Consider the following 19,399-nt stretch of genomic DNA (forward strand, 5'->3'; position numbering starts at 1 on the left):
CCGTGATCGGCGCGGATCAGGCAGCCGTTGGAAATGTCGTGCAACAGGCAGGCGATCACGACCTTTTCGTCCTGCCCGTCGTCGAGCGCGCGCTTGGCGCTGACCAGCAGGTGCCGCACGGTGATGTCGCCGAAGCGGCAGCGGAAGAAATCGAGCAGGCGCGGGCGTTCGGGCATCCGCGGCAGCGCGGGGTTGTCGCCCATCATGAACACCGTCTTCGGGTTGAGCCGCTTGAGCAACTCGGCCTCGTTGTCGACGAAGTCGGTGCCTTTCCAGCCCACCGGCGAGGGATAGATCATCCGTTCGCGCCCTTCCTGCGGCCAGGGACGGGGATCGGTGAAATCGGCATCGGCCATCGCGGCAATCTCCTGCTGGAACTCGGGCGCTTGGTTCCTCTATGCTGGCCTCTAAGCTGGTTCGCCATCCATGGCGATGCCGAAGGACACGCGATGCTGACGATCATCCCCCAGGTTCTGCCCCGTGACGAGGCGCTGGCGCTGGGCCGGACGATCGCCGCGGCCGACTGGGTGGACGGCAGCGTGACCAGCGGACCGGCGGCGGCGCTGGTCAAGCGCAACCGCCAGTTGCCCGAGGACGGCGAGGCGGCCCGAACCGCGCGCCAGCGCGTGCAGCAGGCGCTGTCGGCCTCCGCGCTGTTCCTGTCGGCGGCCTTGCCCAAGGCGATCTACCCGCCGCTGTTCAACCGCTATGGCCCCGGCGAGCAGTATGGCGATCACGTCGACAACGCGCTGCGGATCGATCCCGCCACTGGCGCGCGGCTGCGCACCGATCTTTCGGCGACGCTGTTCCTGTCGGAGGACTACGACGGCGGCGAGCTGGCCATTGCCGGCGATTTCGGCCGCATGGCCTACAAGCTCGCCGCCGGCGACATGGTGCTCTACCCCGCGACCAGCCTGCACCGGGTGAACGAAGTGACGCGCGGCGAGCGCATCTGCGCCTTCTTCTGGGTGGAATCGCTGGTGCGCGATGGCGCCGCGCGCGAGGTGCTGTTCGATCTCGACCAGACCATCCAGGCGCTCAACGCGCGCCAGGGCGGGAGTGGGGGCGGAGGCAGCGGCGATCCGCAGGCGCTGCGGCTGACCAGGGTCTATCACAACCTGGTGCGCCGCTGGGCGGGGTAGGGCGGGATGACGTCAGGTTGACCCGCCCCTCGTCATTGCGAGCGTAGCGAAGCAATCCAGAGCCTCGCGTGCCGCCCTGGATTGCTTCGCTACGCTCGCAATGACGGTGCAAGGGGATGTTATTCGGCGCCCGTGGAGCGCCTCTACAGCCCCGCCTTGATCAGCCAGTCGTGGAACAGGCGCACGGGCCGCGATTGCAGCGCGCGGGGGCGGCAGACGAACCAGTAGCTGTAGGGGCTGTCCACCTCGATGTTGTAGAGCTGCGCGAGGCGCGGATCGTGCGACCGGTTGTAGTGGTCGTCGTGCATGATCGCGATGCCAAGGCCCTGCGCCGCGGCTTCGAGGATCAGCTGGCCCGAATCGAAGTGATCGACCGCCGCCGGCTCCAGCCGTTCGAGATGGAGCGCGCGCTTCCACGCCTCGAAGCTGGCGGGCAGATCGTTGTGGACCAGGAAGGTCTGCTTCGAAAGCTTGGCGATGTCGGGCCGCTCGCCCAGCTCCGCCGCCAGTTCCTTCGAGGTGATGGCGTGGACGCGGTTGTGATCGAGCCGCACCGAATGGAGCGTGCCGTCCGGCCCCTCGCTCAGCACGATCGCCGCGTCGATGGTATCGCCCAGCTTGGTTTCGGCGGCGTGCGAGCTGTCGATGTCGATATGGAGTTGCGGATGCAGTTTGCGCAACTCGCCCAGGCGCGGAAACAGGCGCTGGCTGCCGAACAGCGGCAGCACGCCCAGCCGCAGGCGCATGACCTTGCCGGTATCGACCAGCCGGTCGATGCGGTCGGTCATCTCGTCCATCAGCGGGGCGACCGCGTCGTAGAGATGCTGGCCTTCTTCGGTCAGCTTGAGCATCTGGTGCTTGCGTTCGAACAGCGCCTTGCCGACGAAATCCTCCAGCGCGCCCAGCCGGCGCGAGAGGGCCGACGGGCTGAGCGCCAGTTCGGCGGCGGCGGTCTTGGCCGAGCCGGCGCGCACGACGCGAATGAACGCTTCGAGCGAACGCAGCGGAGGCAGGCGGCGGATCATCGGTATTTTCGTTCCCGGACTTCAGTTGCGTTGCATTCCGTGCGGGCCGGACGCGAACCGCATCCTCCCACAGTGCCATTCCCGTCAGAGCGGAGCAATCCGCCGGGTGGCGTATTCCCTTCCGGACAGGTGCCGGCCCGTGTCGGACCCGATCCGACCTAGTCCTCTTCCCCGTCCTCTTGCGTGCGCGGCGCGTGGAGCCGCAGGCGCGTGAGGCGGCGCTCGTCTCCGCCGGTCACCTCGATCCGCCAGCCGCTGCCGTGTTCCAGCACGCGCCCGACGGGCGGGACTTCCCCGGCGAGGACGACCGCGAGGCCGCCCAGCGTATCGACGTCTTCTTCCACTTCGGTAAGCCGGGGATCGACGATTTCCGCTACGTCATCCAGTTCCGCGCGAGCATCGGCGTCCCAGGTATCGGGATCGAGCCGCTTGAGCAGTTCCTCGGGCGCATCGTCATGCTCGTCCTCGATCTCGCCGACGATTTCCTCGACCAGATCCTCGATCGTGATGATGCCGTCGGTGCCGGAATACTCGTCGATCACCACGGCCAGGTGCGTGCGGCTGGCGCGCATGTCGGCCAGCACGTCGAGCGCGCCGCGCGCCTGGGGCACGAACAGCGGCTGGCGCATCAGGCCGGCCCAGTCCTTGGGCGCGGGCTTGCCGGAAAGGGCGATGCCGGCAACGATGCCGAACACGTCCTTCACGTGGACCATGCCCACGATTTCGTCGAGCGAATCGCCATAGACCGGCAGGCGGCTGTGGCCGTGTTCGGCGAAGGCGCCGACCAGCTCCTCGAACGTGGCAGAGGCGGGCACGGCGATGATCTGGCCGCGCGGAATGGCGACGTCATCGGCATCGTGTTCGCTGAAATGGAGCAGGTTCTTCAGCATCTGGCGTTCGAGCGCCACCAGATCCCCGTCCGAACCGCCGGGCGAGCCATGTTCGCCCTCGTGCTCCTCGATCGCTTCCTCGATCTGCGCACGCAGCGACTGGTCTTGGTCCGGCCCCTTGAAGAAAGCCCTGATCGCGCGCCACAGCGCGCCGTTACTGTCCCCTTCGCCCGAGCGACTATCGCCGCCGGACCCGTTGCCCTCGGGCACTGGTCTGCACTCCCCTGTTACGCGAACCGTTCGCTGTCAGCGGTCCGCATATGGGTCCGCGATACCCAGCATGGCAAGCGCCTTCCGTTCCAGATTCTCCATTTCCTCCGCCTCGCCCTCGCCCAGCTCGTGATCGTGGCCCGCCAGGTGGAGCAGGCCGTGGATGACGAGGTGGGTGGCGTGGTGCTCCACCGGCACGCCCTTTTCCGCCGCTTCGTGCCGGCACACGCCATGCGCCAGGATCAGATCGCCCAGCATTTCGGGCGCGTCGGCGCTGGCCGCCAGCACTTCGGCGCGGGCGAGCATCGGGAACGACAGGACGTTGGTGGGCTTGTCCTTGGCGCGCCATTGCTTGTTGAGCGCATGGACCTCGTCGTCGTCCGCCAGGACCAGGCTGACGATCAGGTTGTCGCGCGCGAGCTCCGGCGCGGCGCGCGCCGCGGCCTCGGCCGCGCGGTTGGCCAGCGCTTCCCAGTCGGTTTCCTGCCCCCAGACCGGATCGATATCGATTTCGAGCGTGGGGGCGCTCACGCGTCCTTTCCTTCGTAGGCCTCGACGATGCGGCCCACGATCGGGTGGCGGACCACGTCGGCGCTGCTGAAGCGGACCACGCCGATGCCGTCCACGCCTTCCAGCCGCTGCACCGCGTCCGCCAGCCCGCTGGCGTTGGTGCCGCCGGGCAGGTCGACCTGCTTCGGATCGCCGCAGATCACCATGCGGCTGTTCTGGCCGAAGCGGGTGAGGAACATCTTCATCTGCGCCGGCGTGGTATTCTGCGCCTCGTCCAGGATGACGAAGGCATCGGCCAGCGTGCGGCCGCGCATGAAGGCGATCGGCGCGATCTCGATCTCGCCCGAGGCCATGCGGCGTTCGACCTGTTCGGGCGGCATGCAGTCATAGAGCGCGTCGTAGAGCGGGCGGAGATAGGGATCGACCTTCTCCTTCATGTCGCCGGGCAGGAAGCCCAGCCGTTCGCCCGCCTCGACCGCCGGGCGCGACAGGATCAGCCGCTGGACGCTGCCCGAAATGAGCTGCGCCACCGCCTGCGCCACGGCAAGGTAGGTCTTGCCGGTGCCCGCCGGGCCGAGCGCGAAGATCACGTCGTCGCGCACCAGCGCCTTCATGTATTCGATCTGGGTGACCGAGCGCGGCGCGATGGTTTTCTTGCGGGTGCGGATCAGGATCGGCGGCGGCGCGCCGGGCGTGCCGGTGATGATCCCGTCCAGCGTCGGCTCATTGCTCATCGCGATCAGCGCCTCGACCGCGCCGGCGTCCATGTCCTGCCCGGTGAGCAGGCGCTGGTGCATCGCCTTCAGCACATCGCGCGCGCGGGCCACCGCATCTTCCGGCCCTTCGATCAGCACGCGGTTGCCGCGCGCCGAAATATAGACGCCGAGCCGGTTTTCGATCTGGACGAGATTGGTGTCGAATTGGCCGAACAGGGCGCCAAGCACGGTCTGTTCGTCGAATTCGACTTCCACCCGGGCGCGCCTGTTGTGGTCGGGCCGGCTGGCTTCGGGGCGATGCTGCGCCTCATCATGGGCACGATGCAGTTTGCGGGCCATGCGCTCCTTTCATGCGGGCCGCGTCTGCGGCCGTGAATTCAAGATAGATCGCCCGGGGCGTGGCGCAAGCGGGGCCGGGCATTGTCACACGGCTTTTGTCGGGGAAAACCGGGCGCTCGTCGCAGGGTGCTGAAACAAAGGGATTCCTTTCGCGTTGCTGACAGCAGGGTTCCGCGCCGGTTCACCCGAATCGGACAATAACCGGTGCAGATGTCCGGCCCGGTCCTTCGCGGAAATCCCGGCCGGACCATCCGTTGAAGGAGACGAACGATGCGCAAGATCATGATGGCCGCGCTGGCCGCCAGCGCCCTGGCTTCCGCCGTGGCCCCCACCGCCGCCAGCGCGCAGAGCGCGCGCGAACTGCATCACGATCGCCGCGAAATGCAGCGCGACCGCGCCGAGATCCGCCACGACATGCGCCGGGGCGATCACCGCGAGGCGCGCGAGGATCGCCGCGAATATCGCGAAGACCGCCGCGAATACCGCGAGGACTGGCGCGATTATCGCCGCGCCCATGGCGACGTCTATCGCCGGGGCGGGTACTACGGTCCGCGTGGCTATGCCTATCGCCCGGTCCGTCCCGGCTACCGCTTCGCCGCGCCCTATTACGCGCAGCGCTACTGGATCAACGACCCCTGGGCCTATCGCCTTACCCCGCCGCGCTACGGCTACCAGCGCTGGGTGCGTTACGGTAACGACGTGGTGCTGATCGACACGCGCAGCGGCGTAACGTTACAGGTGATCGGCAGCTTCTTCCTGTAAGAAAAACAGTGGTTTACGGGGGTTGTCCTGTAGAGGGCGGCCCCCGGAAGGCCATTGGCGCCTGCGTAACCCCGCTCGTCCTGAGCCTGTCGAAGGACGAACGGGTATGGGTTTGGCGCTCCCCTTTTACCCTGCCGGCTGCCCCGCCAGCGAGTTCGGCCCCGCCTCCACCAGATCGACCTCCACCAGATCGCCGATCGCGGCATCGCCGGTGAAGTGGACCGACTGGAGCCAGGGTGACTTGCCCAGCCATTGCCCCGGATGCTTGCCCCGGCGTTCGACCAGCACGGTGCAGCGCCGGCCCACGCTGGCCCGGTTGAACGCGAGTTGATCGCGGTTGAGCGCGGCCTGGAGGCGCTGGAGCCTCTCGTCCATTACCTCGGCCGGGACATGATCCTCCATCGTCGCGGCGGGCGTGCCGGGGCGGGGGGAATACTTGAAGCTGAACGCCTGGGCATAGCCGACGGCATCGACGATGCGCAGCGTGTCTTCGAACTCGGCGTCGGTCTCGCCGGGGAAACCGACGATGAAATCGCCCGACAGCGCGATGTCCGGCCGCGCCGCGCGCACGCGTTCGAGCAGGCGCAGGTAGCTTTCGGCGGTATGGCTGCGATTCATTGCCTTCAGCACGCGGTCGTTGCCCGATTGCACGGGCAGGTGCAGGAACGGCATCAGCTTGGCGTTGGTGCCGTGCGCTGCGATCAGCGCCTCGTCCATGTCGGCCGGGTGGCTGGTGGTGTAGCGGATGCGCGCCAGATCGGGGATCGCGGCGAGTTCGGCGGCAAGGCCCGCCAGCCCCGTGGCGCGGCCCTTCGCGTCCTCGCCCGCCCAGGCGTTGACGTTCTGGCCCAGCAGCGTGATTTCGCGCGCGCCGCCTTCGACCAGCAGCTTCGCTTCCTCGACCAGATCGGCGAAGGGCCGGCTGATTTCCGCGCCGCGCGTATAGGGCACCACGCAATAGGTGCAGAACTTGTCGCAGCCTTCCTGCACGGTCAGGAACGCGCTGGGGCCGGAGCGGCGGCGGCGCGGCAGCGCGGCGAACTTGGCTTCGGCCGGCATGTCGGTTTCGGTGGCGCGCTTGCCCGCGGCGGCTTCGGCGACCATCTCGGGCAGGCGGTGGTAGGCCTGCGGGCCGACCACGACCCGGACCGAAGGCGCGCGCGCCATGATCTCCTCGCCCTCCGCCTGGGCGACGCAGCCGGCCACCGCGATCAGCGGCGAGGAACCGTCCTCGCGCCGCAGGCGGCCGATGTCCGAATAGACCTTTTCGGTGGCCTTTTCGCGGATGTGGCAGGTGTTGAGCACGACGAGATCGGCATCGTCGCGCGCGTCGGCGGGCGTCATGCCCTGCGCGGCGAGCAGTTCGGCCATGCGTTCGCCGTCATAGACGTTCATCTGGCAGCCGAAGCTCTTGACGTGGAAGGTCCGGGGGGAGGTGGGGGAAGCCATGGCGCCGGCCGATACGGGAATTTCGGGCTTTTGGAAACCGTGCCGCGTCTATTCAGCGGGCCATGGCCGCGGCGATGGCTGTGGCGATGCGCGCGCGTGCCTGCGCCGCGATGGTCTTGCGCGAGGCGGTTTCGGCTTCGGTCAGCACCGGCAGGAAATGCAGCGTGACCGGGATCGGCCGCCGCCGCGCAAGGATCTTCAGGAAATTGTCGACGCCATGTTCGTCGCCCACCCAGGCGATCGCGGCGGCTTCGGGGCCGTAATCGATCCACACCGGCTGGACCACGATGCCCGGCGGCACCGGATCGATCGCGGAGAGCAGCGAGGACTTGAACGGCAGCATCCCGGTGCCGTCGCTGGTGGTGCCTTCGGGAAAGATCGCCAGCGCGCCGGTATCGCTCAGCGCCGCGCGCACGTGCGCGACCTGCGCCTGCACGCTGGTGCGGTCATGCCGGGCGACGAAGACCGTATCGTTCATCTCGCACAGCCACTTGAGCAGCCCGTGCCCGGCCAGCCCGCTGTGCGCCACGAAGGCGGTGCCGGTGGCGCCCGACAGCACCGGAATGTCGAGCCAGCTGACGTGGTTGGCGACGAGGAACGCGCCGCGCCGCGCCGGCGTTCCCGCCTGCCGCCGCCGCACCCCGGCGATCCGCGCGATTCCGCCCAGGAACCGGCGCGGCCAGGGATTGTCGCGCCGCCGCGCGATGCGCCAGGCATAGTAGAGCGGCACGCAGGCGAGCAGCAGCGCCACCATGGCGAGCAGGCGCGCGAGGATGCGCAGGCGGCCGCCCAGCGGAATGCCCGCCGGGTGCGGCAGTTCAAGCGTCGCGTTCAAGCCGGACGCCGTAAAGCTCCATGCGGTGATCGACCAGGCGATAGCCCAGCTTTTCGGCGATCTGCCGCTGGAGCGCTTCGAGTTCGGGATCGACGAATTCGATGACCTTGCCGGTTTCCACGTCGATCAGGTGATCGTGGTGCGCTTCGGGCGTGGCCTCGTAGCGCGCGCGGCCGTCGCCGAAATCGTGCCGGTCGAGAATCCCCGCCTCCTCGAACAGCCGCACGGTGCGATAGACCGTGGCGATCGAGATGCGGGAATCGATGGCGGCGGCGCGTTCGTGCAGTTTCTCGACGTCGGGGTGATCCTCGCTTTCCGACAGGACGCGCGCGATCACGCGCCGCTGGTCGGTGATGCGCAGGCCCCGTTCCGCGCAGAGAGCTTCGATGTCGATCGGTTGGTGCACGTGTTACCCGGATAAGAATGCAATTGGCCCGCCGATCATAGACCGGCGGGCCAATTCTTCAACCTGCGAAGACGCGGCGGGTTCAGGACGCCGCGGCGGCCTTGGCGCGGCCACGCTTGGGCGCGGCAGGGGCCGGCGTGGCGGGCTTGCGGCCCAGGCCGATCTTCTTGGCCAGTTCGCGGCGCTTTTCGGCATAGGCCGGCGCGACCATGGGATAGTCGGCGGGCAGGTTCCAGCGCGCGCGGTACTGTTCCGGCGTCATGTTGTAGCGCGTGGCGAGGTGGCGCTTGAGCATTTTCAGCTTCTTGCCGTCTTCCAGGCAGACGATGTGATCGTTCTTGACCGAAGCGCGGATCGAAACCGCCGGCTCGGGCGCGGGTTCGGGGGCGGGTTCGCCGGGGTTCAGGCCCGCGAGCGCCGAATAGACGTTCGAGATCAGCGTGGGCAGATCGCCAACCGAGACACTGTTGTTGCTGACGTGCGCGGCAACAATGTCCGATGTCAGCGTGATCAGCGTTTCACGCATGTCGTTTTCGATTTCACTCATTTCTATGTCGACCTTCTGAGTTTTATGGCTTTGCGTATTTTGATATGGTTGTCCCAGGGACCATATAGGATCAATTCCTATAGAACCATTCGTTTTCAAGACAACGCATTGTTACATGAAAGGCCGCAATATGAATGATTTTTCATGCCGGCCTTATTGCCTCAGTCCAATACGAGTTCCTGACTGATCGCATCGAGCCGTTCGCCGCCCGGCGTCCGGTAATAGGCGCGCCGGATGCCCACCGGGGTAAATCCGTGCGCGGTGTAGAGATGCATCGCGGGATTGCCATGCCGCATCTCGAGAAAAACGCGTTTGATCCCGTTCGCGCGCGCTTCGTCGATGAACCGCGACAAAAGGCGGTGGCCAAGTCCCCGTCGGCGGTATTCGGGAGCGATCGCGAAAAGCAGAAGTTCTTCTTCGTCCAGAATACTGCGGCCGAGGAAGAAGCCGGCGGTTTCGTCACCCGGTTCGACGGCGGAACCGCCGTCGGCTGCGATCAGGCCGTAGCGGCAGCGGCCGAGCAGCAGCGCGTCGGCCACCTGCCGGCGGTTCCAGGCCTCGCCGTATTCGGGCGGAAACGCCCGCTCCATGACGCTGATGATCCGGTCGAGATCGTCTTCGGGCGCGATCATCGCGGTTGGGGCAGCTTCGCGTCGGGCGCGCGGCCATAGCGGGGGGCGGGATCGGCGGCGATCGCCGGTCCGGGCAGCAGCGCGAAGGCGCGCGCATCCGGCCGCAGCACCAGGGCGAGAGGCGCCGCGCCGGTTTCCCCACGCCGCGCCGCCACCGCTTCGGCCTGGCTGCCCGCGACCAGCGGCGCGGTGGAGCGGGCCACGGCATCGTCGGGCGTGAGCGAGAGCACCGGTTCGGACGGCCGGCCGGCCGCGTCGAAGGACTGGAAGAACCATTCGCCGTGCCCGCCGGTCATCACCACATCGATGGCGGCCTGCGGATGATCGCGCCGCGCCATGGCGGCGACCAGCGCCAGGCTTTCGAAGCCTTCGATCCGCGCGCCCCACGCCAGCGCCAGCGCGCGCGCGGCGGCAAGACCGACGCGGATGCCGGTGAAGCTGCCGGGGCCGCAATCGACCGCGATCGCATCGGCGTGGCCCTTCCCGGGCAGGGCGGCGATCATCGGCACCAGCCGTTCGGCGTGGCCGCGCCCCAGCGCGAGGCATTCGCCCGCGATCAGGTCATCCCCGTCGAACAGCGCGACCGAGCAGTCTTCCGTCGCGCTGTCGATGACGAGACGTCTCATAGGGTTGGTCCGCCGGTCAGGCGCCGGTCAGGCGATCGTGTTGAACGTCCCGAAATCCGGGCGCGGGCTGCGCTCGAAGATCGTGGCGGGATCGCCATAGCCCAGCGTGGAGATGAAGTTGGACTTCACGCGCGGCGTATCGGCGAAGAACGCGGCGTCGACGGCGGCGTTGTCGAAGCCCGACATCGGCCCGGTATCCAGCCCCAGCGCGCGCGCGGCGAGGATGAAGTAGCCGCCCTGCAGCGTGGAATTGCGCATGGCGGAAATCTCGCGCAGCGGCGCGTTGCCGTCGAACCAGCTTTTGGCGTCGGTGTGCGGGAACAGCCAGGGCAACTGTTCATGGAAATCGAGGTCCATGCCGATGATCACGGTGGCCGGGGCCTGCCGGATCTTGTCGGGATTGGCGCCGCCGGCCAGCGCCGCGAGCTTTTCCTTGGCTTCCGGCGTGACGCACCAGACCAGCCGCGCGGGCATCTGGTTGGCCGAGGTCGGCCCCATCTTCATCAGGTCCCAGATCGCGTGAAGCTGCGCTTCGGTCACCGGCTTGTCGAGATACCCGTTATAGGTGCGCGCGGTACGGAAAAGCTGATCGAGCGCGGCATCGGCAAGCGGCTGGGACATGAGGACTCCTGGGCGTTGTTCGGGCAGTGGGGGCCAGCCCTGGGGCCGGCAGCCCCCGGAATCAGGCGGCGCGGACTTCGCTGACTTCGGGCACGTAGTGCTTCAGCAGGCTTTCGATGCCGTGCTTGAGCGTGGCCGTGGACGACGGACAGCCCGAGCACGCGCCCTGCATCTGCAAAAAGACCACGCCCTCGCGGAAACCGCGATAGACGATGTCGCCCCCGTCGTTCGCCACCGCCGGGCGGATGCGGGTTTCGATCAGTTCGCGGATCTGCGCCACGACATCGGCGTCGGCCGGATCGTCACCCACGTCCGCTTCCGCCTCCTCGCCGGGAACGACAATGCCGGCGGCGGTGCCGGGCGCGAACAGCGGAGCCTGGCTGACGAAGTGATCGAGCAGCACCGAAAGCACCTGCGGCTTGGCATCCGACCACTGCGATCCCGGCGCGATCGTGACCGAGACGAAATCGCGGCCGAAGAACACGCCGGTCACATCGCCCAGCGTGAACAGCGCCTCGGCCAGCGGCGACGCGGCGGCTTCCTCTTCGGAGAGGAATTCGCGCGTGCCCGACGGCATGACCTGCTCGCCGGGCAGGAACTTCAGCGTGGCCGGGTTAGGCGTGGTTTCGGTTTCGATGAACATACTTGTGCATGTAGGCGCGCGGCGGAGGGGGTCAAGCCCCGGGCGTGAGGCCGGTGTCCGGTTGGCGGCGGGGTTCCGGCCCTGCGTTCAGGCCGTGACGTTGACGAACTGTCCCGGCGCGACCGTGGCCACGCCGCTGTAGGCCGCGCTGATCGACGACCCTTGCGAGGCCTGAAGCTCGTAATGGATAGACTTCATGCGATCATGCTGCGCCGGATCGGCCGACAGAACGTTGCGATCGGCCTTCTTCGGATCGTTGACGCCGAACGGCCCCGCCGTGGGATTCGCGGGATCAACGTTCTTCTGGGCCAGCGCCACTTCCGAACAATTGCGGCAGGAAAAGCCACTGACCCAGACCGGAGAACTATAATCGCTGCTGATCGTCATCCGGTCGACTCGCTCCTGCCTTCGCTGTGGGCCTCATGGTTTTCCCATGACGTGGTTAAGCCTTTCTGGCGGGCCATGGTTAAGCAGGTCTTAATCCCGATCCCGATGGTCGATATGCGACAAATCGCGACTGTTCGACGCCAGCCCGTGCCCTTATAGCGACGGCATGAGCACCTTCTCCCGCGCGCCGCGCCCCTCCGCCATTCCTGCTATCGCCGGCCGCGCTTCCGCTGCGCTGGCGGCCCTTGCCCTTGCCGTCGCGCCGGGATTCGCGATGGCGGCGGCCCCCGCCGCGCCGGCGGCCGCGGGGCAGATCATCCCGCTGCCGCTGAACCCCGTGATCCCGGCCAGCCAGCGCGCCTGCGCGCTGAAGACGGCGTCGGGCCTCGGCTATACCGTGCTCAAGCCAGCCGACGGCGCGAAGCCGACCAAGGACGATTTCGTGCTGGTCAACTACATCGGCTACATCGCCGCCACCGGCGCGGTGTTCGATCAGGGGATGCAGGCCGCGTTCCCCGTGGGTGGCGTGATCCCGGGCTTTTCCGAAGGGCTGCAGCTGCTGCCGCAGGGCGCGATCTACCGCCTGTGCGTGCCGTCGGCGCAAGGCTATGGTGCGCAGGGCGCGGGCGACATCCCGGCGAACGCCGATCTGGTGTTCCAGGTGGAACTGGTGGACCACAAGTCCGCCGCCGAAGTGGAAGCCATGCGCAAGGCGGCGCAGGCCCAGCAGGGCGCGCCGGGCGCCGCCGCCGCGCCGCAGCCCTGACCGATCGCGCCGGAAACGGGGCCGGTCCTATTCACTGGCCCTTCATCCACGCGCTTCCTATAGAGGCCGGATGACGTCCTTCTCCCGGCGCGCCCGCCATCTCTGCCTGATCCTTCCCGTCCTGCTGCTGACAGGCACCGTCGCCGAGGCGAGGGCCCCGGCCCGCCGCGCGGCCACAGCGGCGAAGCCCGCGCCGAAAGCACCGGTGCCGTGGCTCTATCGCGGCAGCGACGTGCCGCAGGACAAGGAATGGATCTTCGGCGAACTGCCCAACGGGCTGCGCTATGCCGTGCGTCGCAACGGGGTGCCGCCGGGGCAGGTTTCGATCCGCGTGCTGGTCGATGCCGGCTCGCTTTACGAGACCGACAGCCAGCGCGGTTTCGCGCACCTGATCGAGCACCTGACCTTCCGCGATTCGAAGTACCTGAAGTCGGGCGAGGCGGTGCCGACCTGGCAGCGGCTGGGCGCGACGTTCGGCAGCGACACCAATGCCGAGACCACCGCGACGCAGACGGTGTACAAGCTCGACATTCCCGAGGCCACGCCGCCCAAGCTGGACGAAACGTTCCGCCTGCTGTCGGGCATGATCACCGCGCCGATCTTCACGCCGCAGGGGGTCAAGACCGAAGTGCCGATCGTGCTCGCCGAAATGCGCGAACGGTCCGGCGCGCAGGCCCGCGCGCTGGACGGCACGCGCGAACTGTTCTTCAAGGGGCAGCTGCTGGCGGCGCGGTCCCCCATCGGCACGGTGGAGACGCTGCAGGCGGCGACATCGGAAAGCGTCAAGGCGTTCCACGACAAGTGGTACCGGCCCGACAACGCGGTGATCGTGGTGGCCGGCGATGCCGATCCCCAGGCGCTGATCGCGGAGATCACCCAGTGGTTCGGTCCGTGGAAGGGTACCGGCCCCAAGCCGGCGCAGCCCGATTTCGGCAAGCCGGCGGCGCCCGCCGGGGCCGATCCGAAGAACCCGGTGGGCGATGCGCGCGTGCTGGTGGAGCCGGACCTGCCGCGCATCTTCAACTACGCCATCCTGCGCCCGTGGGTGAAGGTAAACGACACCATCCCCTATAACCAGGGCCTGATGGTCGACCGGCTGGCGATGGCGCTGATCAACCGCCGGCTGGAAGCCAAGGCGCGCGCGGGCGGCAGTTTTCTGGCGGCCTCGGTCGAACAGCAGGACATCTCCCGCTCCACCGACGCCACGATCGTCAACGTCACCCCGCTGGGTGACGACTGGAAGGCGGCGGTGCGCGACGTGCGCGCGGTGATCGCCGATGCGCTGACCACGCCGCCGAGCAAGGAAGAGATCGCGCGCGAGGTCGCCGAGTTCGACGTGGCCTTCAAGGTGCCGGTGGAAACGCAGGAAACGCTCGCCGGATCGAAGCTGGCCGACGATATCGTCAACGCGGTGGACATCCGCGAGACGGTGGCATCGCCCGAAACGGTCTACAATGTGTTCAAGAGCAGCGTTCCGCTGTTTACGCCGGCCGCCGTGCTCCAGCACACGCGCACGCTGTTCACCGGCACGGTGGTGCGGCCGGTGCTGATCACGCCATCGGCCAGCGACGCGACCGATGCCGACTTGCGCACCGCGCTGCTGGCGCCCGTGGATGCCGCCAAGGGCAGCCGCCTGGCCGCCTCGACCATCAAGTTCGCCGACCTGCCGCCGATCGGCACGCCGGGCACGGTGGCTTCGGCGCAGAAGACCGGGATTCTCGAGATCGAGCAGCTCGAACTCTCGAACGGGGTCAAGGTGCTGCTGTGGCCCAACGATGCCGAACCGGGCCGGATCATCATGAAAGTGCGCTTCGGCGGCGGCTATGCCGCGATCGATCCGAAGGATGCGGTCTATGGTCCGCTGGCCGAGGCGGCGCTGATGGACAGCGGCTTCGGCAACCTGAGCCGTGAGGACCTGGACCGGTTGGCGACGGGCCGCAAGCTGAGCCTGAACTTCGATATCGACGATACCGATTTCACGATGACGGCCGATACGCGCCCGGCGGACATGGCCGACCAGCTCTACCTGATGGCGGGCAAGCTGGCCACGCCGCGCTGGGACGCGAATCCGGTGCTGCGCGCCCGCGCGGCGGCACGGTTGCAGTATGAAAGCTATGCCGCTTCGCCCCAGTCGGTGCTGACGCGCGATGCCAACTGGCTGCTCAAGAACCGCGATCCGCGCTATGCCGTGCCGACCCCCGCCGAGCTTGACAAGGCGACGCCCGAGGGCTTCCGCCAGGTGTGGGAGCCGCTGCTGAAGCAGGGGCCGATCGAGATCGACATGTTTGGCGATTTCAAGCGCGAGGACGCGATCGCCGCGCTGGAAAAGACTTTCGGCGCGCTGCCGAAGCGCGATCCGGCGCCCGCGTCCACGCTGGCCCCGCACATCCCCGCGCACAACGAGGAACCGCTGGTGCTGACGCACCGCGGCGATGCCAACACCGCCGCCGCGCTGGTCGCCTGGCCGACCGGCGGCGGGCGCGCCGGCGTCCACGAATCGCGCCAGCTCGAACTGCTGGCGCAGATCATCAACAACCGCCTGTTCGACGAGATGCGCGAGAAGATCGGGGCGAGCTATGCGCCGCAGGTGGCCTCGACCTGGCCGCTGGACCTGCCCACCGGTGGGTACCTGGCCGCCACGGTGCAGTTGCGCCCGCAGGACCTGCCGGCGTTCTTCGCCGCCGCCGACAAGATCGCCGCCGATCTGGCCGCCACGCCGCCCACCGCCGACGAGATCGCGCGCGTGACCGAGCCGCTCAAGCAGCTGATCACGCGGGCCAGCACGGGCAACGGCTTCTACATGTTCCAGCTGGAAGGCGGGGCGACCGAGCCGCAGAAGTTCGCCGACCTGCGCTCGATCCTGTCCGATTACAGCCAGACCACGCCTGAACGGATGCAGGCCATGGCCGCGCGCTATCTGCGCAAGGACCAGAGCTGGCGGCTGGAAGTGGTGCCGGAAAAGAAGGGCCAATAGCGCGCATCCGCAACGGTGCGGAAAGCGATCACGGTGATCGCAACGGTTCCTTTGCAATTGTCCACAGGGAGGCGTATGGCCCCGCCCCTTGAAAGGAAGGAAACGTGGCAAGCAACTGGACTGCGGATTCATGGCGGGGACAAGAAGCGCGGCACATGCCGGCTTATCCCGATGCCGAAAAGCTGGGCGAGGTCGAGACGACCCTGACGAGCTTTCCGCCGCTGGTCTTTGCGGGCGAAGCACGCGCGCTGAAGGCCGAGCTGGCGAAAGTGGGCGCGGGCAAGGGTTTCCTGCTCCAGGGCGGGGACTGCGCCGAAAGCTTTGCCGAGTTCCATCCGAACACGATTCGCGACACGTTCCGCGTGCTGCTGCAGATGGCGGTGGTGCTGACCTTCGCCAGCAAGCAGCCGGTGGTGAAGGTCGGCCGCATGGCCGGGCAGTTCGCCAAGCCGCGCTCCTCGCCGGTGGAAGCGCAGGGCGGCGTGGAGCTGCCCAGCTACCTCGGCGACAACATCAACGGCATTGATTTTACACCCGAATCGCGGATTCCCGATCCCGACCGGATGCTGCGCGCCTATAGCCAGTCGGCGGCGACGCTGAACCTGCTGCGTGCCTTCGCCGGCGGCGGCTATGCCAATCTGCGCCAAGTCCACCAGTGGACGCTCGATTTCGTCGGCCGCAGCCCGTGGGCGGCGAAGTTCACCGAAATGGCCGACAAGATCGGCGAGGCGCTGGACTTCATGCAGGCCTGCGGCGTCGATCCGTCGAGCGTGCCGCAGTTGCAGGGCACCAGCTTCTACACCAGCCACGAAGCGCTGCTGCTGCAGTACGAACAGGCGATGACGCGGCAGGATTCGCTGACCGGCGACTGGTACGACACCAGCGCGCACATGCTGTGGATCGGCGACCGCACGCGGTTCGATGGCTCCGCGCATGTCGAGTTCCTGCGCGGCGTGGGCAATCCGATCGGCATGAAGTGCGGGCCGAGCCTGGCGCCCGACGCGCTGCTGCGCCTGCTCGACACGCTGAACCCCGCGCGCGAGGCGGGCCGGATCACGCTGATCAGCCGTTTCGGGCACGACAAGGTCGAAGCCGGCCTGCCGGCGCTGGTCCGCGCGGTGAAGCGCGAAGGGCATCCGGTGGTGTGGAGCTGCGATCCGATGCACGGCAACGTGATCAAGGCGGACAACGGCTACAAGACCCGTCCGTTCGACCGCATCCTCTCGGAAGTGAAGGGCTTTTTCGCCGTCCACCGCGCGGAAGGCACCCACGCCGGCGGCATCCATATCGAGATGACCGGCAAGGACGTGACCGAATGCACCGGCGGCGCGATCGCGATCACGCAGGAAGGGCTGGCGGACCGCTATCACACGCATTGCGATCCGCGCCTCAACGCCGGGCAATCGCTGGAACTGGCGTTCCTGCTGGCGGAAATGCTCAACCTGGAACTGGCGGGCAGCAAGGCCGAGGCGGCCTGACCGCCGGATTCGCGGCATGACGCTGGCGCCGGACAGACTGGACCGCTTCGCCCGCCACATCGTCCTGCCCGATGTGGGCGGGGCGGGGCAGGCGAAGCTGGTGCGTTCGCACGTGGTGCTGGTGGGGCTGGGCGGAATCGGCTCGCCCGCGCTGCAATACCTGGCGGGCGCGGGGATCGGGCGGTTCACGCTGATCGACGACGACGTGATCGAGGCGTCGAACCTCCAGCGCCAGACGATCTTTACCCCCGCCGCCATCGGACGGCCGAAGGCCGAGGTGGCGGCCGAATGGTTGCAAGCCTTTGATCCTGCAATCAATTTCGAAGCGCGCGTGGCGCGGATCGACCGGGGCAACGCGGCGGAACTGATCGCCGGCGCGGACCTCGTGCTCGATGGCTGCGACAACTTCGCCACGCGGCTGGCGGTGTCCGACGCCTGCGTGGCGGCGGGCATTCCGCTCACCAGCGCCGCGCTCGGCCGCTTCCAGGGACAGGTGGCGAACTTCGCCGGCCATCGCGAGGGGCATTCCTGCTACCGCTGCTTCGTGGGCGACGCTTTCGACGCCGAGGACTGCGATTCCTGCGCCGATCTGGGCGTGCTGGGCGCGATGGTGGGCATGATCGGCGCGTTCGGGGCGATGCACGCCCTGCGCGCGCTGCTGGAAGGCGTGGCCTCGCTTGGCGATCCGCAATGGGGCCAGTTGCACGTGTTCGACGGCCTCAAGCCCTCGCTGCGCGCGATGCGCATCGCGAAAGACCCCGAATGCCGGGGGTGTGGCGGCGGTCAGTAGAGCGGGTTCGCGCTGGGATCGCGGAAAGCGCGTCGTCGAAGCCGACCACTCCTCCGCGCCCTTTGCGATCCCTGCGCGACCTATAATCTGATGACATAGCCTTCAATCGTCATTGCGAGGGGCAAAGCCCCGCGGCAATCCAGGGTTGCGCGGGGGGCTCTGGATTGCTTCGCTACGCTCGCAATGACGAAGCGGATCAAACTTGAGTCATCATGCTCTCCACAGTCAGCCCAGCAGTTCGTTCACCCAGGCCGGGACCAGTTCGGTCGCCGGGCCGAGCCGGCTTTCGTCGAACCAGCCGGACCCCTGCGAGCGTTCGAGATTGAGCTCCAGCGTGGCCGCGCCCAGATCGCGCGCGTTGCGGACGAAGCCGGCGGCGGGATAGACCGCGCCCGAAGTCCCGATCGAGACGAACAGGTCCGCCGCGCGCAGCGCGTCGTAAATCTCTTCCATGCGATAGGGCATCTCGCCGAACCACACGATGTCCGGCCGCAGCGCCGGGGCGCCGCATACCGGGCAGGGCGGGCGGTCGATCAGCGGCCCGGTCCAGCGCGAACGCGCGTCGCAGGCGGTGCACCAGGTGCTGAGATGCTCGCCGTGCATGTGGAGCACTCTTCGTGCGCCGCCCGAACTTTCACTGGCCCGCTCATGCAGGTCATCCACATTTTGCGTCACGATCAGCAGGTTGCCCCGCCATTCCCGGTCCAGCCGCGCGAGCGCGGCGTGGGCGGCATTGGGTTCGCGCGTCTGGATCGCCGCGCGGCGCATGTCGTAGAAGCGCAGCACCAGATCGGGATCGCGCGCGAAGGCTTCGGGCGTGGCAACGTCCTCCACCCGGTGGTTCTCCCACAACCCGCCCGCTCCGCGAAACGTATCGATGCCGCTTTCCGCACTGATGCCCGCACCGGTGAGGATCACGATGTTCTGGATGGCTGCCATAGCGTGAGCTAACCCAGCATTTCCTGTCTCTCGTCCTCCGTGCAAAGGGCAAGTGCTCCAAGTGTGTGCTGCCCTTTGGCATGAGCGATTGTAGCGATTAAACTGCGCACCAGCTTATCCTCCGATGCTTCCGCCAGATCACGCAGGGCCAACGGCAGGACTGATGTCCAAGCAATTGAATACGCTGAAGCCAAACCCACGGGAGGCATCTCGCCTTTCAGAGCTCGCACCTCTTCGATGGTGGCAACGAGCCCATATATGTTCCAATCGGGATGATCCAACGACTCCAACAGATTTACCAAATCAGGGACGGCAGCGAACGATGCCGAGCCCAATTCACCCTGGTGATGAAGGCGCTCCCACAACAGACTGATGACGTTGCTATCCCCCTGCTTCCAGCGTGCGATCAATGGGCACGGGTCGAAGGGACTGCCATAGGCATCGAGTAGAACGCTCATTTCGTATCTTTGCGCTTTGCCGCGCTCAGATCAACGACAGCTTTGACAGGCTGCCCGTAAGCGCATGATCAGGCTCTAAAGCTCAAATTCATCGGCTCGACCTTTTTATCTGCAACTCTGCATAGCGTGTCGACGCGGTGGTTCTCCCACAGCCGGTCGAGGCCAAGAATGGGAGCAATTATGCCCCCTGAATCCAAGATGTAGGCAAAAAATCGATCCGCTTGGATCGTTTATGCGATGAATTGCCGTGATTC

The 19,399-nt window shown here is 67.2% G+C and carries 21 protein-coding genes and 1 pseudogene; 6 read left to right on the plus strand and 16 right to left on the minus strand.

What is annotated here, in order from left to right:
- Positions 1 to 356, minus strand: a pseudogene (locus B3547_RS06750) (hypothetical protein); the annotation flags it as partial.
- A gap of 93 nt (positions 357 to 449) precedes the next feature.
- Here B3547_RS06750 and B3547_RS06755 point away from each other — a divergent pair.
- Positions 450 to 1,142, plus strand: coding sequence for a Fe2+-dependent dioxygenase (locus tag B3547_RS06755; protein ID WP_292961445.1), 693 nt, complete (start codon positions 450 to 452; stop codon positions 1,140 to 1,142).
- 143 nt (positions 1,143 to 1,285) lie between these two features.
- Here B3547_RS06755 and B3547_RS06760 read toward each other — a convergent pair whose 3' ends face one another.
- The 4 genes from B3547_RS06760 to B3547_RS06775 all read right to left on the minus strand — a co-directional run bounded on the left by B3547_RS06760 (position 1,286) and on the right by B3547_RS06775 (position 4,832).
- The gene (locus tag B3547_RS06760) at positions 1,286 to 2,167 is read right to left on the minus strand and encodes a LysR substrate-binding domain-containing protein (protein WP_124809703.1); all 882 of its coding nucleotides are present in this window, start codon (positions 2,165 to 2,167) and stop codon (positions 1,286 to 1,288) included.
- A gap of 158 nt (positions 2,168 to 2,325) precedes the next feature.
- Entirely contained in the window at positions 2,326 to 3,267 is a 942-nt protein-coding gene (locus B3547_RS06765) for a hemolysin family protein (RefSeq protein ID WP_292961448.1), read from the minus strand.
- Positions 3,268 to 3,303: 36 nt separating this feature from the next.
- Positions 3,304 to 3,798 (minus strand): rRNA maturation RNase YbeY, encoded by a 495-nt coding sequence (ybeY, locus tag B3547_RS06770; RefSeq protein ID WP_292961450.1) that lies wholly within the window; start codon positions 3,796 to 3,798, stop codon positions 3,304 to 3,306.
- Complete coding sequence (locus B3547_RS06775; protein ID WP_124809706.1) at positions 3,795 to 4,832, minus strand: PhoH family protein; 1,038 nt, start codon at positions 4,830 to 4,832, stop codon at positions 3,795 to 3,797. Before B3547_RS06775 ends, ybeY begins: the two co-directional genes overlap by 4 nt.
- Positions 4,833 to 5,102: 270 nt before the next feature.
- On the opposite strand from B3547_RS06775, the gene B3547_RS06780 reads away from it, so the two are divergent.
- Complete coding sequence (locus tag B3547_RS06780; RefSeq protein ID WP_124809707.1) at positions 5,103 to 5,594, plus strand: RcnB family protein; 492 nt, start codon at positions 5,103 to 5,105, stop codon at positions 5,592 to 5,594.
- A gap of 126 nt (positions 5,595 to 5,720) precedes the next feature.
- Here the strand turns inward: B3547_RS06780 and miaB are convergent, their stop codons facing one another.
- The 9 genes from miaB to B3547_RS06825 all read right to left on the minus strand — a co-directional run bounded on the left by miaB (position 5,721) and on the right by B3547_RS06825 (position 11,740).
- The gene (gene miaB, locus B3547_RS06785) at positions 5,721 to 7,043 is read right to left on the minus strand and encodes a tRNA (N6-isopentenyl adenosine(37)-C2)-methylthiotransferase MiaB (RefSeq protein WP_292961454.1); all 1,323 of its coding nucleotides are present in this window, start codon (positions 7,041 to 7,043) and stop codon (positions 5,721 to 5,723) included.
- A gap of 52 nt (positions 7,044 to 7,095) precedes the next feature.
- Positions 7,096 to 7,878 (minus strand): lysophospholipid acyltransferase family protein, encoded by a 783-nt coding sequence (locus B3547_RS06790; protein ID WP_349676477.1) that lies wholly within the window; start codon positions 7,876 to 7,878, stop codon positions 7,096 to 7,098.
- Positions 7,862 to 8,284: a Fur family transcriptional regulator gene (locus B3547_RS06795; RefSeq protein ID WP_124809710.1), complete on the minus strand. Its 423-nt coding sequence runs from the start codon at positions 8,282 to 8,284 to the stop codon at positions 7,862 to 7,864. The genes B3547_RS06790 and B3547_RS06795 overlap by 17 nt, the downstream gene beginning before the upstream one ends.
- 82 nt (positions 8,285 to 8,366) lie before the next feature.
- A complete protein-coding gene (locus tag B3547_RS06800; RefSeq protein WP_124809711.1) occupies positions 8,367 to 8,831 on the minus strand; it encodes a MucR family transcriptional regulator in 465 nt (154 codons plus the stop codon).
- A gap of 161 nt (positions 8,832 to 8,992) precedes the next feature.
- Positions 8,993 to 9,463 (minus strand): GNAT family N-acetyltransferase, encoded by a 471-nt coding sequence (locus tag B3547_RS06805; protein ID WP_124809712.1) that lies wholly within the window; start codon positions 9,461 to 9,463, stop codon positions 8,993 to 8,995.
- Positions 9,460 to 10,089, minus strand: coding sequence for a tRNA (adenosine(37)-N6)-threonylcarbamoyltransferase complex dimerization subunit type 1 TsaB (gene tsaB, locus B3547_RS06810; RefSeq protein WP_292961458.1), 630 nt, complete (start codon positions 10,087 to 10,089; stop codon positions 9,460 to 9,462). Before tsaB ends, B3547_RS06805 begins: the two co-directional genes overlap by 4 nt.
- A gap of 27 nt (positions 10,090 to 10,116) precedes the next feature.
- Complete coding sequence (locus B3547_RS06815; RefSeq protein ID WP_194919322.1) at positions 10,117 to 10,710, minus strand: malonic semialdehyde reductase; 594 nt, start codon at positions 10,708 to 10,710, stop codon at positions 10,117 to 10,119.
- A 61-nt stretch (positions 10,711 to 10,771) separates the two neighbouring features.
- Positions 10,772 to 11,353, minus strand: a complete 582-nt coding sequence (locus B3547_RS06820) for a NifU family protein (RefSeq protein ID WP_292961462.1) — start codon at positions 11,351 to 11,353, stop codon at positions 10,772 to 10,774.
- An 87-nt stretch (positions 11,354 to 11,440) separates the two neighbouring features.
- Complete coding sequence (locus B3547_RS06825) at positions 11,441 to 11,740, minus strand: hypothetical protein (RefSeq protein WP_292961464.1); 300 nt, start codon at positions 11,738 to 11,740, stop codon at positions 11,441 to 11,443.
- Positions 11,741 to 11,906: 166 nt separating this feature from the next.
- Here B3547_RS06825 and B3547_RS06830 point away from each other — a divergent pair, with 166 nt between their 5' ends.
- The 4 genes from B3547_RS06830 to B3547_RS06845 all read left to right on the plus strand — a co-directional run bounded on the left by B3547_RS06830 (position 11,907) and on the right by B3547_RS06845 (position 17,748).
- Positions 11,907 to 12,506 (plus strand): FKBP-type peptidyl-prolyl cis-trans isomerase, encoded by a 600-nt coding sequence (locus B3547_RS06830; protein WP_194919324.1) that lies wholly within the window; start codon positions 11,907 to 11,909, stop codon positions 12,504 to 12,506.
- A gap of 70 nt (positions 12,507 to 12,576) precedes the next feature.
- Positions 12,577 to 15,480: a M16 family metallopeptidase gene (locus B3547_RS06835; protein WP_292961467.1), complete on the plus strand. Its 2,904-nt coding sequence runs from the start codon at positions 12,577 to 12,579 to the stop codon at positions 15,478 to 15,480.
- A gap of 104 nt (positions 15,481 to 15,584) precedes the next feature.
- Positions 15,585 to 16,958 (plus strand): class II 3-deoxy-7-phosphoheptulonate synthase, encoded by a 1,374-nt coding sequence (locus B3547_RS06840; RefSeq protein WP_124809719.1) that lies wholly within the window; start codon positions 15,585 to 15,587, stop codon positions 16,956 to 16,958.
- A gap of 16 nt (positions 16,959 to 16,974) precedes the next feature.
- Positions 16,975 to 17,748 (plus strand): HesA/MoeB/ThiF family protein, encoded by a 774-nt coding sequence (locus tag B3547_RS06845; RefSeq protein ID WP_292961471.1) that lies wholly within the window; start codon positions 16,975 to 16,977, stop codon positions 17,746 to 17,748.
- A 225-nt stretch (positions 17,749 to 17,973) separates the two neighbouring features.
- Here the strand turns inward: B3547_RS06845 and B3547_RS06850 are convergent, their stop codons facing one another.
- Positions 17,974 to 18,687 (minus strand): NAD-dependent deacylase, encoded by a 714-nt coding sequence (locus tag B3547_RS06850; protein ID WP_292961474.1) that lies wholly within the window; start codon positions 18,685 to 18,687, stop codon positions 17,974 to 17,976.
- An 8-nt stretch (positions 18,688 to 18,695) separates the two neighbouring features.
- Entirely contained in the window at positions 18,696 to 19,145 is a 450-nt protein-coding gene (locus tag B3547_RS06855; RefSeq protein ID WP_292961477.1) for a hypothetical protein, read from the minus strand.
- Between the last annotated feature and the right edge of the window lie 254 nt (positions 19,146 to 19,399).

Source organism: Novosphingobium sp. UBA1939, from assembly GCF_002336885.1.
Lineage (GTDB): Bacteria > Pseudomonadota > Alphaproteobacteria > Sphingomonadales > Sphingomonadaceae > Novosphingobium.